The organism is Billgrantia sp. Q4P2 (assembly GCF_052806135.1).
Map to the genome: position 1 here is coordinate 467,942 of NZ_JBRBAI010000003.1, position 15,902 is coordinate 483,843.

15 protein-coding genes are annotated in these 15,902 nt (G+C 64.5%); 2 read left to right on the forward strand and 13 right to left on the reverse strand.

Annotated elements, in window-relative coordinates:
• Positions 1–97 precede the first annotated feature (97 nt).
• A protein-coding gene (gene prfB / locus ACUY1T_RS07645; RefSeq protein ID WP_446021521.1) for a peptide chain release factor 2 occupies positions 98–1,196 on the reverse strand; the annotation gives its coding sequence in 2 pieces (ribosomal slippage) (positions 98–1,120 and positions 1,122–1,196; 1,098 coding nt in all).
• Between the two features lie 189 nt (positions 1,197–1,385).
• Positions 1,386–2,759, reverse strand: coding sequence for an OmpP1/FadL family transporter (locus ACUY1T_RS07650; RefSeq protein ID WP_446021523.1), 1,374 nt, complete (start codon positions 2,757–2,759; stop codon positions 1,386–1,388).
• Positions 2,760–3,063: 304 nt separating this feature from the next.
• Between ACUY1T_RS07650 and ACUY1T_RS07655 the strand changes: the two genes are divergently transcribed.
• On the forward strand, positions 3,064–3,483 hold the full coding sequence (locus ACUY1T_RS07655) for a VOC family protein (protein WP_446021525.1): 420 nt from the start codon (positions 3,064–3,066) through the stop codon (positions 3,481–3,483).
• A gap of 102 nt (positions 3,484–3,585) precedes the next feature.
• On the opposite strand, the gene ACUY1T_RS07660 is transcribed toward ACUY1T_RS07655, so the two are convergent.
• The 11 genes from ACUY1T_RS07660 to ffh form a co-directional block, all read right to left on the reverse strand.
• Entirely contained in the window at positions 3,586–4,203 is a 618-nt protein-coding gene (locus ACUY1T_RS07660) for a YitT family protein (RefSeq protein ID WP_446021527.1), read from the reverse strand.
• A gap of 152 nt (positions 4,204–4,355) precedes the next feature.
• Positions 4,356–6,155, reverse strand: coding sequence for a single-stranded-DNA-specific exonuclease RecJ (locus ACUY1T_RS07665; RefSeq protein ID WP_446021620.1), 1,800 nt, complete (start codon positions 6,153–6,155; stop codon positions 4,356–4,358).
• A gap of 301 nt (positions 6,156–6,456) precedes the next feature.
• Entirely contained in the window at positions 6,457–7,845 is a 1,389-nt protein-coding gene (gene thrC / locus ACUY1T_RS07670) for a threonine synthase (protein ID WP_446021528.1), read from the reverse strand.
• A 4-nt stretch (positions 7,846–7,849) separates the two neighbouring features.
• A complete protein-coding gene (locus ACUY1T_RS07675) occupies positions 7,850–9,166 on the reverse strand; it encodes a homoserine dehydrogenase (protein ID WP_446021530.1) in 1,317 nt (438 codons plus the stop codon).
• 73 nt (positions 9,167–9,239) lie between these two features.
• A complete protein-coding gene (locus ACUY1T_RS07680) occupies positions 9,240–9,995 on the reverse strand; it encodes a DsbC family protein (protein WP_446021531.1) in 756 nt (251 codons plus the stop codon).
• Positions 9,996–9,998: 3 nt separating this feature from the next.
• The gene (gene xerD / locus ACUY1T_RS07685; RefSeq protein ID WP_446021533.1) at positions 9,999–10,901 is read right to left on the reverse strand and encodes a site-specific tyrosine recombinase XerD; all 903 of its coding nucleotides are present in this window, start codon (positions 10,899–10,901) and stop codon (positions 9,999–10,001) included.
• 104 nt (positions 10,902–11,005) lie between these two features.
• Positions 11,006–11,362, reverse strand: coding sequence for a 50S ribosomal protein L19 (rplS, locus tag ACUY1T_RS07690; RefSeq protein ID WP_446021535.1), 357 nt, complete (start codon positions 11,360–11,362; stop codon positions 11,006–11,008).
• 156 nt (positions 11,363–11,518) lie between these two features.
• The gene (trmD, locus tag ACUY1T_RS07695; RefSeq protein WP_446021622.1) at positions 11,519–12,280 is read right to left on the reverse strand and encodes a tRNA (guanosine(37)-N1)-methyltransferase TrmD; all 762 of its coding nucleotides are present in this window, start codon (positions 12,278–12,280) and stop codon (positions 11,519–11,521) included.
• Between the two features lie 38 nt (positions 12,281–12,318).
• Positions 12,319–12,888 (reverse strand): ribosome maturation factor RimM, encoded by a 570-nt coding sequence (gene rimM / locus ACUY1T_RS07700; RefSeq protein ID WP_446021537.1) that lies wholly within the window; start codon positions 12,886–12,888, stop codon positions 12,319–12,321.
• 23 nt (positions 12,889–12,911) lie between these two features.
• Positions 12,912–13,160, reverse strand: coding sequence for a 30S ribosomal protein S16 (gene rpsP, locus ACUY1T_RS07705; protein ID WP_104204845.1), 249 nt, complete (start codon positions 13,158–13,160; stop codon positions 12,912–12,914).
• A 231-nt stretch (positions 13,161–13,391) separates the two neighbouring features.
• Positions 13,392–14,801 (reverse strand): signal recognition particle protein, encoded by a 1,410-nt coding sequence (ffh, locus tag ACUY1T_RS07710; protein WP_446021539.1) that lies wholly within the window; start codon positions 14,799–14,801, stop codon positions 13,392–13,394.
• Positions 14,802–15,099: 298 nt separating this feature from the next.
• Between ffh and ACUY1T_RS07715 the strand changes: the two genes are divergently transcribed.
• Entirely contained in the window at positions 15,100–15,900 is an 801-nt protein-coding gene (locus ACUY1T_RS07715) for a cytochrome C assembly family protein (RefSeq protein ID WP_446021541.1), read from the forward strand.
• Positions 15,901–15,902: the final 2 nt, after the last annotated feature.

Genomic DNA, 15,902 nt, shown 5'->3' on the forward strand with positions numbered 1-15,902 from the left:
TCGTTACCTGTTAAGAATTCGCTACGGGCGGCGAGCCCCGAGCCACGGGCGCAAGCGGACTGGCTACCGCTCGCGGCCCGTGGCTCGAAACCCGAGGCTACAAGCCTTGCTTCAAGCTGGCTTCGATGAAGGCATCCAGGTCGCCGTCGAGCACCCGGTCGCAGTTGCTGGTCTGCACGCCGGTCCGAAGGTCCTTGATGCGCTGGTCATCGAGTACGTAGGAACGGATCTGGCTGCCCCAGCCGATGTCGGACTTGGCATCCTCCGCCTCCTGCTTGGCGGCATTGCGCTTCTGCATCTCGTGCTCCCACAGCTTCGCCTTGAGCTGCTTCATGGCGAAGTCGCGGTTGGCGTGCTGGCTGCGCTGGCTCTGGCAGGCCACCACGATGCCGGTGGGCTCGTGGGTGATACGTACCGCCGAATCGGTGGTGTTGACGTGCTGGCCGCCCGCGCCACTGGAGCGGTAGGTGTCGGTGCGCAGGTCCGCCGGGTTGATCTCGACCTCGAAGTTGTCGTCCACCTCCGGCGACAGGAACACCGAGGCGAAGGAGGTGTGGCGACGGCCGCCGGAATCGAATGGGCTCTTGCGCACCAGGCGATGCACGCCGGTCTCGGTGCGCAGCCAGCCGAAGGCGTGATCGCCCTGTACGTGTATGGTCGCCGACTTGATACCCGCCACTTCGCCGGCCGACACCTCGACGATCTCGGCCTTGAAGCCGTGGTGCTCGCACCAGCGCAGGTACATGCGCAGCAGCATGTTGGCCCAGTCCTGGGCCTCGGTGCCGCCGGAGCCGGCCTGGATGTCGAGGTAGGCGTTGTTGGCATCCATCTCGCCGGAGAACATGCGCCGGAACTCGAGCTTGGCCAGGCTCTCCCGAAGCCCGTCTAGCTCCTTCTGGACCTCGGCGACGGTGTCCTCGTCCTCTTCCATCTCGGCCAGTTCGAGCAGGTCGCGGCTGTCCGCCAGGCCCTGGTCGAGTTCGTCGATGGTCTCGACGATGACCTCCAGCGAGGCACGCTCCTTGCCGAGCTTCTGGGCGTACTCGGGGTCGTTCCAGACGTTGGGGTCTTCCAACTCGCGGGAGACTTCCTCTAGCCGATCCTTGCGTTCGGCATAGTCAAAGATACCCCCTCAGGACGTCTGTCCGCTCGGACAGGTCCTTGATGAGGTTGTGAATGGGGTTGGTTTCCAGCATGGGCTCGCTCGCCTGAATTGCAGAGGAAAAACGGCCGCCATGGTACGGGCCAGAGCCCGTGACACAGGCAGCACGGAAAAGGCGGTTATTGTAGCGAACCTGGCGGCAGGTCGCATCCGTCAGCTGCGACTTGACGCAAGGAACCCGGCCGAGGCCGGGTTCCGGGGCGTTGCGCTGACCGGGGCTTTGTTAGAAGCGGTAGGTCAGCTGAGCGCCGAAGCCATGGGCTTCGTTCTTGTAGTCGGCGCTATATGAAGAAGTCACTTGCGAAACTACCCCCGGCTGCAATTCGCGGGTGTCGGTCTTGGTCTGGTCCACGTGGGTACCGCGCTCGGTCAGGTAGGAATAGGCAACGTCGAGCGTCAGGTTTTCCATGGGCGTCCAGCCCGCGCCAATCGAGAAGATCCGACGGTCATCCGACGGAATCCGCACGCTGCGAGTGGCATCGTTGGTGGGCGTGTTATCGATGGTCACGCCCGCACGTAGGGCAAGCTGCGGGTTGAGCTGGTATTCGCCGCCCACGGCAAACGCCCAGGCGTTCGAGTAATTCTGCGGCTCAAGGGTAATCGGGTCGTCAGAATTCTCTCCTTCGACCAGAATCCGATCGAACCGGCTCCAGCGCGTCCAGGAGGCGCCTGCCATCAGCTTGAGGTTGTCGCTCATCTGCTGGGTTACGGAGAAATTGACCGTCTCGGGAGTGGTCAGGTCGAGACTGGCATTGTCCTCTCTAACCACCGTTCCTTCAGGTACGCCCAAAGAGGCATCCGTTGCGGTCGCCCGGAAATCGCCGGTGAGCGTGTAGCTGACTTTGGAGCGGTAGGTCAACCCTAACGTAGTCTCTGGAACCGGCTGGAAGATCACACCCAGGTTATAGCCCCAGTTATCGTCATCACCTTCAACACGGGCATCCAACTCTGTAATATCAGCCCCGCCCAAACCATCCGGGATGGCAACGGGCACTTGTCGCCGGAGTTCGCCATTGACGCGATTATAGGTAATGCCAGCACCAACGGCCCACTGGTCATTGAACCGGTAGGAGACGGTTGGCTGGGCGCTTATTACGCGAACCTCAGTGTAGTTGCCCTGGTTGCGCCCCTCGAAGCCACCTTCGTAATCGGTATTGGAGCCGAAGGGGGCATAGACGCCGAAACCGAAAGCCAGCTGTTCATTGACCGGCTGTGCATAAAAAGCAAAGGGAATCAGAGTACCTGGAACCATATCCCCTTCGTTGGTGCCATTGACCGGTCCCGAAGTTGCTCCGATGGGTGCACCGCCCGCCGTTACCACTCCCGTACGCTCGGATTCAACATTCCGAATTTTGCTGTTGACGTTCAGATAAGTCCCACCCGCGGTCAGCTGCGCCCGGTCGAGGAAGGACATGCCCGCCGGGTTGCCGAAGACGATGGTGGCGTCGTTGACGTTGGAACTCCGCCCGGCGTGACCATAGCCCTGGCCGCTGACGCTCTGCTCGTTGATCTGGTAACCGCCGGCGTTGGCCTGGCTGGTGAAGGCGACGGCGGCGATGGCAACGGCCCAGGTGATCTTGTTGAACTTGTTCTGCATGTTTCGACGTCCTCTTCCAAATGCGAGCTGGAGCTGGTTATTTTGTTCCGCCCTCACCGGAGCGGTGTCCTACCAGGCCAGTTTTCGACAAACATTCGTTTGAATCAAGGCCAAACGTTCGTTTTAACGCCAGGAATCCTCATACTTTAGTTCTATTCGTACGTAAGCCGCTGAACTTTTCCTCTTTTGCGTGACAGCATGCCTTCTTCTCGAGAGGCCACGACAGACGCCTGGCCAGCCAGGCTCGCCGGCAACCAGGAAGCACCTGCTAAGCTGAAGACATATGGCAGAAGGAGAGAAAGCCATGCCCAAGCTCAACGGCGTTCTCGAGACCGCGCTCTACGTTGATGACATGGATCGGGCGCGGGTCTTCTTCGAAGGCGTGATGGGCCTCGAGCCCTTCAATGCCGACCATCGCTTCACCGCCTACGATGCCGGTGCCGGCTCGGTGCTGTTGCTGTTCCTACAGGGCGAAACCCTGGAAACCGTGGTGTTGCCTGACGACATGGGCACCATTCCGCCTCACGATGGCAAGGGGCGGGTGCACCTCGCCTTCGCCATTGCCAAGCGCGAACTGGCCGCCTGGGAGCACCAGCTCGGTGATCACGGGGTCCCCATCGAAGGGCGCACCCACTGGCCCCGCGGCGGCGAAAGCCTCTACTTCCGCGACCCCGACGGGCACTTGATCGAACTGGCTACGCCGGGCGTCTGGCCCAATTACTGATAAGAGTCATGCCCGCCGAAAAGTTGGCTCGAGAAGGTCAGCGCTAGGCCCGTTCCCTACGGGCCTACGCACTTCCCACATCCCTGTGAACACAGCCACTTTTCAGCTCACACCCATGTAGCGGCCGGGCTTATGGTTCAGGGCAATGATCAGGTTGAGCGCCACGGCGCCCAGTACCGAGAGCCCGACCCGTTCCGGCGGCAGCACCAGGAGAGCGGCGAGCATGATCAGCCCGTCGATGACGAGCTGTACGTAGCCGGCGCGCAGGCCGTAACGACCCTGCAGGTAGAGTGCCAGGATGTTGATTCCACCGAGGCTGGTACGGTGGCGAAACAGCACCAGCATGCCGATGCCAATCAGGCTGCCACCCATCAGCGAGGCATAGAGCGGGTTCAGGATGTCGAAGGCGATCCATTTGCCGGTCAGCTCGGCGAACAGTGATACCAGGGCGATGGCGACGAAGGTCCGCAGGGTGAACGACCAGCCCATGCGTTTCACCGCCAAGTAATAGAACGGCAAGTTGATCAGGAAAAACCATACCCCGAAGCGCCAGCCAGTGGCGTACTGCAGCAGGAAAGCCATGCCGGCGGTACTGCCGGTGAGCAGCAGCGCCTGGGTATAGAAGCTGACGCCGAGGGCGACGAACAGCGTACCCACCAGCATGGCCATCACGTCTTCGTAGGGACGATGGGGGTCGGTGGGGAGATCTTGTGGATCCATGCGGAATACCTTGCAACTGGCAAGCGATGTTCGATTAGCCGCACCGGTCGGGCTTGTATGTCGACCGCTGGGCGGGAAGCCGGATTCTACCGAGGGCGGGGACTTGTCACTTTGACTCAGCTCAGTCGCAGGTATCGCGGCCGCCTTGGCGGTCAGCGGCCAATCGGTTCGGCGTATTCCACCATCAACTGCAGCGACTCCTGGCCGCGCCAGCGATTGCGATTGAGCCGGTAGGCGCAGCGCAACCTGTCACCCATGCCGAAAGATGGCAGTTCCCCAGGCGTGAGCGCGCGAAACCAGATCGCCTTGAGGCTCGTCGCGCCCGCGGAAAGGTGCATCGAAAGGTGGGTACCGTCGGCACCCACGCAGCGCATCGATTCGACCAGGAACTCGCCGTCGAACAGCGGCGCATCGAACTCACGCCCGTAGGGCCCCAGTGCCTCCAGCTCCAGCAGCGTGGCCAGTTGGAACTGCGCGGGCGTCAAGGTTCCGTCGGTCAGGATATGGGGATACAGTTCGGCGCCGCCCAACTGCTCCCCTACCGCTTGCAGGAAAGCCGCCCGGAAGATTTCCAGCTGATCGGCCGGCACGCCGACGCCGGCCGCACCGCGGTGACCGCCGAAGCGTGGCAGCGCCCCGGGCGCCAGCTCGAAGGTACGCTGCAGGGCATCGCGCAGGTGCAACGCCTCGATGGAGCGCCCCGAGCCGGTAAGCATGCCGGGAGCCGCAGCGGGCGTCAGTACCAGCGTGGGGCGGCCATAGGACTGCACCAGGCGCGAGGCGACGATGCCCTGCACACCCGGGTGGCCACTATCGAGATAGATCACCAGCGCCGGCTGGTCGGCCTCGAGTTGCGGCATGGCCAGGGCCCGGGCTTCCTCGACCATCTCCGCCTCGATCGCCTTGCGTGACTGGTTATCATCGTCCAGCGTCTGCAGGTGGCGTATCGCAGTGGCGTCATCGGCCGCCAGCATGAAGTGCAGCGCCGCGTAGGGGTCGTCGAGGCGCGAGCGGGCATTGATCCGCGGCCCCATCTGGAAGGCCAGCGTCTCGGCGGAAAACGGCACGCTGTCTTCCCCCAGGCGTGCCGCCATGGCACGCCAACAGGCGGCTTCCATACGATTGATCAGCGTCAGGCCATGGCTGACCACGGCACGGTTGGCCGGGCTCGCTCCCAGCGACACGCAGTCGGCCACGGTGCCGAGCGCCACGTAGGCGAGCCAGGCGGAGAGCTTGGGCGTGGCCTCGGGAATCGCTCCCCACTCGACCAGCACGCTGCGGGTGAGCGACATCGTAAGCCAGGCCACCATGCAACCGGCTATGGTGCGGTCGGGGTACTGGCAATCGTCGCGCGTCGGATTCACCACCGCATGGGCCGAGGCCGGAGGGCCCTCCACCGGCAGGGCGTGATGGTCGCTCACCACTACGTCGATGCCCGCCGCCTTGAGCCGGGCAATGCGCGGCTCGTCGGAGCTGCCGCAGTCGGCAGTGATCACCAGGCTCGGCCGCGGCTTGAGCCTCAATGTCCGCTCCACCAGCGGCAGGCTGATACCGTAGCCGTCGTGGATGCGATGACCGATCAGGCTGTGCAGCCGCGACTCCGGCACGCCGAACAGCTCCACCAAGGTGCGCCGAATCACCACATGGGAGGTAATGCCATCGACATCGTAGTCGGTAAGGATGCCGATATGCTCGCCCGCCACCACGGCCTGGGCGATACGCTCTGCGGCGCGACGGCCGTCGGCCAGGCGCTCCGGGTGTTCGAGGTAACGCAGGCTGGGCTGGGTGAGCGGCGCAAGCTCGCCCTCGTAGTTGGCCAGGCGGCCGGCCAGTATGCGGGCCTGCAATTCGGTCAGCCCCTCGGCGCGAGCGCGGGCATACAGTGCCTCGTTACGCGGGCGCAGCAGCAGCCGAGGCTTGAGTCGGGCGTGCAGATCGGGCGGCGCGGTCACGTCCAAGCGTGGCTCCTGTTCTTTTGCAGAGGGCTATTGCGATGGGACTCAGCTCACAGTGTTGTGAGTCATACGCCAAACGGTGTCCGCCAGAGCGCTTGGCCCAACCTCGATGCGAAGGACACCAGAAAACCCCTTGCAAGGTTCTGCGCCACTGGCACCCGCTCGGGGCTGATCCGGCGAAAAGGCCTGTTCGGGGGCGCTGTAAATACTTCCCTGTACGCTACTTTTTCCTTCCCTGGAAAAAGACCCCCTCCAGACCTTTCCCCGGCATCCCTCGCCTCAGCTTCGGCCTTGAGTTCTACCGCCGATTCTCGGCCACGAACGCCTGTACCTTCGCCAGCTCCGCCGGCAGCACGGTGTAGCGCTCCTCGCGCTCCAGCAGGTCGTCCATGTGCGGCGGCAGCGGCACGCCAGGGAAGCCCGCCTTGACCACCGCCTCGGCGAACTTGGCCGGATGGGCCGTGGCCAGGGTGATGATCGGTGTCTCGGCATCCGCCCGGGCGCGCTCGGCGGCGCGATAGCCGGTGGCGGTGTGCGGGTCGAGCAGTTCCTTGGTGCGATGGTGCGCCTCGCGGATCACCTCGAGGATGGTGGCGTCATCGACGCTGTGGCTGGCGAACAGCTTGCGCAGCCTGGCCAGCGGCGCCTCGGCCAGCGCCGTGGGCTCGGACTGGAAGCGCTCGAGCAGCGCCGCCACGGCGTGGCCATCACGCTCGTAGGCCTCGAACAGCAGGCGCTCGAAGTTGGACGACACCACGATATCCATCGAGGGCGCCAGGGTCGCCTTGAGTTCCTGCTTTGAGAAATCGTTTGCGGAAATCGTGCGATGCAGGATGTCGTTGGCGTTGGTGGCAATGATGAACTGCTTGACCGGCAGGCCCATGCGGTAGGCCATGTAGCCGGCGAAGACGTTGCCGAAGTTGGCCGAAGGCACGCAGAAGCTGACTTGGCGATGGGGCGCACCCAGCGCCACGCCGGCCGCCACGTAGTAGACGATCTGGGCCATGATGCGCGCCCAGTTGATCGAGTTCACCGCCACCAGGCGGGTGCCGTTGAGGAAGCCCTGGTCGGCGAAGCTCGCCTTGACCATGGCCTGGGCGTCGTCGAAGTTGCCCTCGATGGCGATGTTGAACACGTTGTCGGCCAGCACCGAGGTCATCTGTCGGCGCTGCACCTCCGAGACCCGGTTGTGCGGGTGCAGGATGAAGATGTCGAGGTTGTCGCAGTGGCGACAGCCCTCGATCGCCGCCGAGCCGGTATCGCCCGACGTGGCACCCATGATCACTGCGCGCTCGCCGCGCTTGGCCAGGAAGTGGTCGAGGATGCGGCCGAGCAGCTGCAGGGCGACGTCCTTGAACGCCAGCGTCGGGCCGTGGAACAGCTCGAGCAGGAAATGGTTGGCGTCGAGCTGGTTGAGCGGCACCACGGCGTCGTGGCTGAAGGTGGCGTAGGCGTCGCGCACGATGCCGCGGAAAGTCTCGTCGTCGATCTCGCCGTTGACGAAGGGCTGCATCACGCGAAAGGCGATCTCGGCATAGGAGAGTCCCGCCATCGCCTCGAGCGCCTCGCGCGAAAGCTGGGGGATCTCCTCCGGCACGTAGAGCCCGCCGTCACTGGCCATGCCGGTCAGCACGACCTCTTCGAAAGAGAGCGCAGGCGCCTGCCCGCGGGTACTGATGTAGCGCATGCCTTTACTCCTGCTCGTCCAGCGACTCGACGCGAATCCGCGTGACCGGCCCGGCAATATCGGCCATCGACTCGATATGACGGATCGCCTCGTTCATCTGCTTTTCGCGGCAACAGTGGGTCAGCAGGATGATCGGTACCAGCTCGCCCTCGGTGGCTTCCTTCTGCACTAACGCCTCGATGGAGATGCCCTGCTCGGAGAGGATCGTCGCCACCCGCGCCAGCACCCCGGGGCGATCCACCGCCAGCAGCCGCAGGTAGTAGGCGGTGACGATATCCTCCATGGGCAGGATCGGCATGCCGCCGTCGCCCTCACCGATACCGCTGAAGGCCAGGTAGGGCACGCGATAGTGATGGTCGGTGGCGATGTCGCGGGCCACGTCGAGCAGGTCGGCGACCACCGCCGAGGCGGTCGGCTCGGAGCCGGCACCGGCACCGTAGTAGAGCGTCGGTCCCACGGCGTCGCCCATGATGGCAATAGCGTTCTTGACGCCGTGCACATTGGCCAGCAGGCGCTCCTTGGGAATCAGCGTCGGGTGCACGCGCAGCTCAAGCCCATGCTCGGTGCGCTTGGAGATGCCCAGGTGCTTGATGGTGTAGCCCAGGTTATCGGCCTGCTCGACGTCCTCGGCCGTCACCCGGGAAATGCCTTCGGTATAGGCCTTCTCGAACTGCAGCGGCACGCCATAGGCGATCGAGGCCAGGATGGTCAACTTATGAGCGGCATCGATGCCCTCGACGTCGAAGGTAGGGTCGGCCTCGGCGTAGCCCAGCGCCTGGGCCTCGGCGAGCACGTCCTCGAAGGCGCGACCCTCGCTGCGCATATGGGTAAGGATGTAGTTGCCGGTGCCATTGATGATGCCGGCGACCCATTCGATGCGGTTGGCGCCAAGACCCTCGCGCAGCGACTTGATCACCGGGATACCGCCGGCCACCGCGGCCTCGAAGGCGACGATCACGCCCTGCTCATGAGCCGCCTGGAAGATCTCGTTGCCGTGCACGGCGATCAGCGCCTTGTTGGCGGTGACCACGTGCTTGCCGTTGGCGATGGCGGTGAGCACCAGCTCACGGGCCAGGTCATAGCCGCCGACCAGCTCGACCAGCACGTCGACGTCAGGGTTGCGGGCCACCTCGAACACGTCGTTGGTGGTCTTGATTCCGGTGAGGTCGCACTCCGAGTTGGTACTACGCAATGCCACCTGTTCGATGACGATCGGCCGGCCGGCCCGCCGCGCGATCTCGTCGGCGTTGCGCGTCAGCACGTTGAAGGTACCGCCGCCTACAGTACCCAGACCACAGATTCCCACTCTCACCGGTTTCAATGTCCTGCTCCCATGATGGTGTCAATGTCCAGCGTTTACATGCACTTGGCAGCTCTTTGTCTACCGTCGCTTATCACTCTGCCAGGCCGAGCATGTCGGCGAGGCGCTCGGCGGGCACGTAGCCCGGCACCAGCCGCCCGTCGGGCAGTACGATGGCCGGCGTGCCCTGGACGCCCACGGCCATGCCCAGATGATACTGTTCCTCGACCGGATTGTCGCAGTCGGCACTGCCCGAAAGTGCTTCCTGGCGCTTGCCCGCGTTCATCGCTTCGCTGCGGTTGTCGGCACACCAGATCTGCTCGAGTATCCTGGCCCCCTGGGAATTCATGCCGGCACGCGGAAACGCCAGATAGTGCACCTCGATGCCCATCTCGTTGAGCGTCGGCACTTCCTCGTGAAACTGCCGGCAGTAGGGACAGGTGGTATCGGTGAACACGACCAGCTCGGCGCGGCTGCCGGCAGTGCCGCGAAACACGACCCGCTCGCTCTCGGGCACCTTGGCAAGTTGCTCGGCGCGCTCCACGTTGCGCGACTGCTCGGTCAGGTTGGTCAGCCCACCCTCGCCGTTTTCGTACAGATCGCCGACCAGGAAAAACTTGCCTTCGGCGTCGCTGTAGAACGTCTCGCCGGTTTCCAGGCGCACCTGGTAGAAGCCTTCCAGCGGTGTCTCGTGCACGCTGGCAACGGGCATTGGCTGGCCGCTGACCTGCAGGCGCTCGGCCAGGCGTTCGGCGCCATCGGCCAGGGCAGCGGCAGGTAGCATAAGTGCCGCAAGCGGAACGGCCAGGGCGAACAGGGAGCCAGCAAGACGATGGGATAACGCGATCATGATTCAGCCTCGAGGATGATGGTCGGCGTGCAGGGCTTCGAGTCGCGCCTGCGCCACATGGGTATAGATCTGCGTGGTCGACAGGTCGCTGTGACCGAGCAGCAGCTGTACGACACGCAGATTGGCCCCATGATTCAATAGATGCGTGGCGAATGCATGCCGCAGCGTATGCGGCGACAGCGGTCGCGTGATACCGGCCGTGCGCGCGTGCGTCTTGATCCGATGCCAGAAGGTCTGGCGCGTCATACAGTTATCGCCACGCCCGGGAAACAGCGCCGGCCGCGTCACGTCATTCATCAGCGCGCCACGCGCGCTACGCAGGTAACGCGTCAGCCAGTGTACGGCCTCTTCCCCCAGCGGGACCAGTCGATCCTTGTCGCCCTTGCCCCGCACCCGCACCACGCCTTGGCGCAGGTTGACGGCATCCACGCTGAGGCCCACCAGTTCCGACACCCGCAGGCCGCAGCCGTAGAGAATCTCGAGCATGGCGCGGTCACGCAGGCCGATATCGGTGGCAAGGTCAGGCGCGGCGAGCAGGCGCTCCACCTCGTCCTCCTCGAGAGTATCGGGCAGGTTGGGCCTCACCCGTGGCAGGCGCACCTCGGCCAGCGGATCGCGCTCGATACGCTCCTCGGCCAGCGCCCAGCGGTAGAAGCCACGCAGGCTGGAGAGCAACCGGGCATTGCTGCGCAACTGGTAGCCGGCGGCACGACGCTCGTCGAGCCAGGTCGGCAGCAGGCCCGCGCCCGGCGCAAGCAGCGTATCGCCCGCCTCCGCCAAGCGAGCGCACCAGGCCTCCAGGTCGCGGCGATAGGCCGCCAGGGTATGCTCGCTCGCTCCACGCTCGAGCCACAGGCCATCCAGAAACGTCTCGATCAGGGCAAGGGGCTGGGTGTCGTGTGTCATGTCATCGCCCAATACGACGAAGCCCCGCCCCGCGTAAGCGGTGGCGGGGCTTCCGGCCTGCGCAACGAATCGGGCAACACAGCGATCCGCCCGCGCAGTACGTCTTACGACAGCTTTTCCTTGATACGGGCAGACTTGCCGCTGCGCTCACGCAGGTAGTACAGCTTGGCCTGGCGCACGTCACCGCGACGCTTGACTTCGATGGAGTCAACCAGCGGGCTGTAGGTCTGGAAGGTACGCTCGACGCCGACACCGTGGGAGATCTTGCGCACGGTGAAAGCGGAGTTCAGGCCGCGGTTGCGCTTGCCGATCACCACGCCTTCGAAGGCCTGCAGACGCTCGCGGTTGCCTTCCTTGACCTTGACCTGAACGATAATGGTGTCGCCCGGGGCGAAATCCGGCACCTGCTTGCTCATCTGCTCGGCTTCGAGCGCCTGGATCACTTTGTTCTTGCTGCTCATGACAAAACTCCTCGATATTCGGCACCGCCGCTCATTACAAGTACAAGGGCGGTGCGTGATCCCGGCGCCCGAGCCTGGCTCGAGAGCGCGGGAGATGATGGGTGACGCAGGTCCGCGAGCTCAGCGCGAGCCGGCGTCCTGCACCTCCGCCCCGATCTACCTGGTAGACGAGGCGTATTCTTCGATGAACTCATCGAGCAGCGCCTGCTGCTCGGCATCCAACGTCCTGCCTTCCAGCAGATCAGGGCGCCTCAGCCAGGTCCGCCCCAGCGACTGCTTGAGCCGCCAGCGCCGGATCTCGCCGTGATGGCCGCTGAGCAGCACATCCGGCACCCGCCGCCCGTCGATCTCCTCGGGGCGCGTATAGTGCGGGCAATCCAGCAGCCCCTCGTTGAAGGAGTCCTCGACCGCGGAATCATGGTGCCCCAGCACACCGGGGACCAGTCTTGCCGCGGCATCGATCAGTACCATGGCCGGCAGCTCGCCGCCACTGAGCACATAGTCACCGATCGACCACTCTTCATCGATGTCACTCTCCACGATGCGCTCATCGATGCCTTCGTAGCGCCCGGCCACCACCACCAGCGGGGGGCCGGAAGCCAGTTCACGCACGCCCTGCTGGTCGAGCCTGCGCCCCTGGGGCGACAGGTAGATGACCCTGGGCCGCTGCCCCGTGGCCTCACTCGCCCGCTCACGGGCGGCGTGAATGGCCGCTCGCAGGGTGTCGACCTTCATCAGCATGCCTGGGCCGCCACCGTAGGGTCGGTCGTCTACGGTGCGATGCCGATCGCTGGCATAGTCGCGCGGATTCCAGAACTCCAGCGCCACGCGCCCCTGGCTGACTGCCCGCCCGGTGACGCCATGCCGGGTGATGGCCTCGAACATCTCGGGAAAGAGCGACACGACGCCAACCCACATGCCCAGCGATTCGCTCTGCCGGGCGTCCCCCGTGAGGCTCAAAACTCCGGATCCCAATCGACGGTCATGCTGCCGCCCGCCAGGTCCACCTCGAGGATTACCTCGTCGGGCAGGAAGGGCAGCAGACGCTCACGATCGTCGATGGCCGGCGGCGCCCCTCCCGGGTCGCCCTTGACCACCAGCACGTCGTTGGCGCCGGTCTCGAACAGGTAAGCGACGCGACCCAGCACCACCCCTTCACGGGTCACGACAGTGAGCCCTTCCAGCTGGTGCCAGTAATATTCGTTGCCACCGAGCTCGGGCAGGTCGGCCTTGGGTATCAGGATCTCGGCACCGGCCATCTGCTCGGCGGCCTCGCGCGAGTCGACGCCCTCCAGCAGCGCCACCAAACCCTTGCCTTGTCGCCGCCCCTGCAGCAGCCGATGACGCTTCAGGGCATTGCCCTGCCTCAGCACCCACTGCGGGTACTCGAGGATGCCGTCCATCGGGCTGGTATGAGAGTAGACCTTGAGCCATCCCTTGACGCCGTAGGGGCTGGTCAACTTGCCCAGCACTACATGGCCTTCGCGATGGTCGTCGCGTTCACTGCGTTCGGCCTGCTCGCTCATGATGTCACCGGGGCATCACAGGCTCACGCCTGCTTGCGGGCTTCCTTGACCAGCTCGGCCACGCGATCGGACATCTGCGCACCCTGGTCCTGCCAGTGGGCGATGCGGTCCAGATCGACGCGCAGGCGCTCTTCCTGACCGCGGGCGATCGGGTTGAAGAAACCCAGACGCTCGATGAAACGACCGTCGCGGGAGTTGCGTGAATCGGTCACGGTCAGGTGGTAGAAGGGACGCTTCTTGGCGCCACCACGTGCCAGACGAATGGTAACCATGGCGTTAACTATCCTTCGGTTGAGGTTACGTTTAATACCGATGCGCCGGACCCGGCTAACGGCCGGGCTTCTCGGCAACTGCCAGGAAAGCGGGTCCGTGGACCCGCCTTCGCGTCATTCGGTCACTTTCTTTACAAGCGTGCAGCCGGGCTTAGCCACGGTCCTGCCATGAAGACGCAGCATTCTACGGAAATCAGCCCCGCTTTGAAACCCTTTTATCGAGCCCTGCCATCAGCGCCACGGGAAGCCACCGGGGCCGCCCATGCCGCCCATTCCTCCGGGGCCACCGGGACCGCCGCCGCCCATCATGCCGGACATGCCGCGCATCATCTTCTGCATGCCGCCCTTCTTGCCCGCCTTTTTCATCATCTTCTGCATCTGCTTGTGCTGCTTGAGCAGGCGGTTGAGGTCGGGCACCTGCAGGCCGGCACCGGCGGCGATGCGACGCTTGCGCGAGCCGTTGATGATCTCTGGCTTGCGTCGCTCATGGGGCGTCATCGAGTTGATCAGCGCCTCGAGCTTGCCCAGCTCCTTCTCGGGCCCCGGGCCCTGGGCCATCTCGGCCATCTGCCCCATACCCGGCAGCTTGCCGAGCAGGCCGCCCATACCCCCCATCTTCTTGAGCTGCTGGAGCTGGTCGCGGAAGTCCTCGAGGTCGAAACCCTCGCCCTTCTTGACCTTCTTGGCCAGCCGTTCGGCCTTCTTCTTGTCGACGGTGCGCTCGGCCTCCTCGATTAGCGACAGCACGTCGCCCATGCCGAGGATGCGCGAGGCCACCCGATCCGGGTGGAAGGGCTCCAGGGCATCGACCTTCTCGCCCACGCCCATGAACTTGATCGGCTTGCCGGTGATGTGGCGCACCGAAAGCGCCGCACCGCCGCGCGCATCGCCATCGGCCTTGGTCAGGATCACACCGGTCAGCGGCAGCGCCTCGTGGAACGCCTTGGCCGTGTTGGCGGCATCCTGGCCGGTCATGGCGTCGACCACGAACAGGGTTTCCTGCGGCTGGCAAGCGCGGTGCAGCTCGGCGATCTCGGCCATCATGGCTTCGTCGATCGCCAGGCGGCCGGCAGTGTCGACGATCACCACGTCGTGGAACTGGATCCTGGCGTGCTTGATCGCCGCCTCGGCGATGGCCACCGGCTTCTGGTCGGATTGCGAAGGAAAGAAATCGACGCCCACTTCGCCGGCCAGGGTCTCGAGCTGGTCGATGGCCGCCGGACGGTAAACGTCGGCAGAGACCACCAGCACCTTCTTCTTTTCACGCTCGCGCAGGTAGCGTGCGAGCTTGGCCACCGAGGTGGTCTTGCCCGCACCCTGCAGGCCGGCCATCAGCACCACCGAGGGTGAGCCCTTGAGGGAAAGCCCCTCGTTGGCCTCGCCCATGATCGCCTCGAGTTCCTGCTGGACGATCTTGACGAACTGTTGGCCTGGCGAGAGGCTCTTCGACACCTCCTGGCCCACGGCGCGCTCGCGCACCCGCTCGATGAAGGCCTTGACCACCGGCAGGGCGACATCGGCCTCGAGCAGCGCGCGGCGTACCTCGCGCAGGGTGTCCTTGATGTTGTCCTCGGTCAGGCGCGCCTGACCCTTGATGGACTTGAGCGTCTGGGAGAGCCGCTCGCTGAGGTTCTGGAACATAAGCCACTCCGGCTGTCGGGCTGTCGGGTCGGCGCGATGTCTCGCCGCCTGGCGAGAGGCACCTGCGGCGAAGCGTCACGCTCGCTACAAAGATGACGGTCCACCCGGCGACGGAACAGCCCGGGTAAAGCGGTTGAAGAATCTGGCCAGCATTATACGCCCTGCAGCGGCCAGTCTCCATGCATGCGGCCTCGCGCCACGGCTGTGCGCCGCAGCGAGGATTGGTTATAGTGGCCTCGGCAGACTCCATCCACCACGAGATGTACAGACGCCGGCGACGGCGCACGGGCGACAACTGATGCAGGCGCTTCCTCTGGCCATCATGGCCTTCATCCTTTACCTGGGTGCAGCTTCCTGGCAAGGGCTCACGTTGCTTCGGCGCGTGCCGCAGCGCCCCACCCTGGTTCGCGTCCTGGGCCTGCTGGGCCTGTTGTTCCATCTTCCCGTAGCCTTCAAGCTGATCGATCAGAGCCCCGGCCTGATGCCCGGCCTTTCGACCAGCGCCGTGGTGCTGACCGCCATCATGGTGATCCTGCTGCTCAGCGTGAGCCTGGCCAAGCCGGTGCTCAGCGTAGCCGTGGCCCTGTTCCCGGTGTCGGGCCTGGCACTGCTGTTGGCGGTGGGCCTGCCGAGCCCTGAGCGCACCGGCGGCATGACGCCGGGCATCGCCCTGCATGCCATGAGTTCGGCATTGGCCTTCGGCATACTGTTCATTGCCGCCTGCCAGGCGATGCTGCTGGGGCTGCAGAACCAGGCCTTGCGCCATCATCACACTCGCGGCGTGGTCCAGGTGCTGCCACCGCTGACCACCATGGAGCGGGTGCTGTTCGAGCTGATCTGGGCCGGCATGGTGCTGCTCACCCTGTCGATCGTCAGTGGCTTCATGTTCGTCGAGAGCATGTTCGCCCAGCACCTGGCGCACAAGACGATCCTGTCTCTGGCCGCCTGGGTGATCTTCGCCATACTGCTGATCAGTCATCATGTGCTTGGCTGGCGTGGCATGCGTGCCGTACGCTGGACGCTGGGTGGCTGTGCCGTGCTGCTGCTGGCCTATTTTGGCAGCAAATTCGTGCTCGAGATCATTCTCAACCGCAACTGAAT

Bases quoted from the DNA above. Each gene is read 5' to 3' on its own strand.
- rplS (WP_446021535.1), bottom strand. From the start codon at position 11,362: ATGAGCAGCAAGAACAAAGTGATCCAGGCGCTCGAAGCCGAGCAGATG.
- rpsP (WP_104204845.1), bottom strand. From the start codon at position 13,160: ATGGTTACCATTCGTCTGGCACGTGGTGGCGCCAAGAAGCGTCCCTTC.
- rimM (WP_446021537.1), bottom strand. From the start codon at position 12,888: ATGAGCGAGCAGGCCGAACGCAGTGAACGCGACGACCATCGCGAAGGC.
- trmD (WP_446021622.1), bottom strand. From the start codon at position 12,280: ATGTGGGTTGGCGTCGTGTCGCTCTTTCCCGAGATGTTCGAGGCCATC.
- ACUY1T_RS07650 (WP_446021523.1), bottom strand. From the start codon at position 2,759: ATGCAGAACAAGTTCAACAAGATCACCTGGGCCGTTGCCATCGCCGCC.
- ffh (WP_446021539.1), bottom strand. From the start codon at position 14,801: ATGTTCCAGAACCTCAGCGAGCGGCTCTCCCAGACGCTCAAGTCCATC.
- ACUY1T_RS07680 (WP_446021531.1), bottom strand. From the start codon at position 9,995: ATGATCGCGTTATCCCATCGTCTTGCTGGCTCCCTGTTCGCCCTGGCC.
- ACUY1T_RS07655 (WP_446021525.1), top strand. From the start codon at position 3,064: ATGCCCAAGCTCAACGGCGTTCTCGAGACCGCGCTCTACGTTGATGAC.
- thrC (WP_446021528.1), bottom strand. From the start codon at position 7,845: ATGCGCTACATCAGTACCCGCGGGCAGGCGCCTGCGCTCTCTTTCGAA.
- ACUY1T_RS07660 (WP_446021527.1), bottom strand. From the start codon at position 4,203: ATGGATCCACAAGATCTCCCCACCGACCCCCATCGTCCCTACGAAGAC.
- ACUY1T_RS07715 (WP_446021541.1), top strand. From the start codon at position 15,100: ATGCAGGCGCTTCCTCTGGCCATCATGGCCTTCATCCTTTACCTGGGT.
- xerD (WP_446021533.1), bottom strand. From the start codon at position 10,901: ATGACACACGACACCCAGCCCCTTGCCCTGATCGAGACGTTTCTGGAT.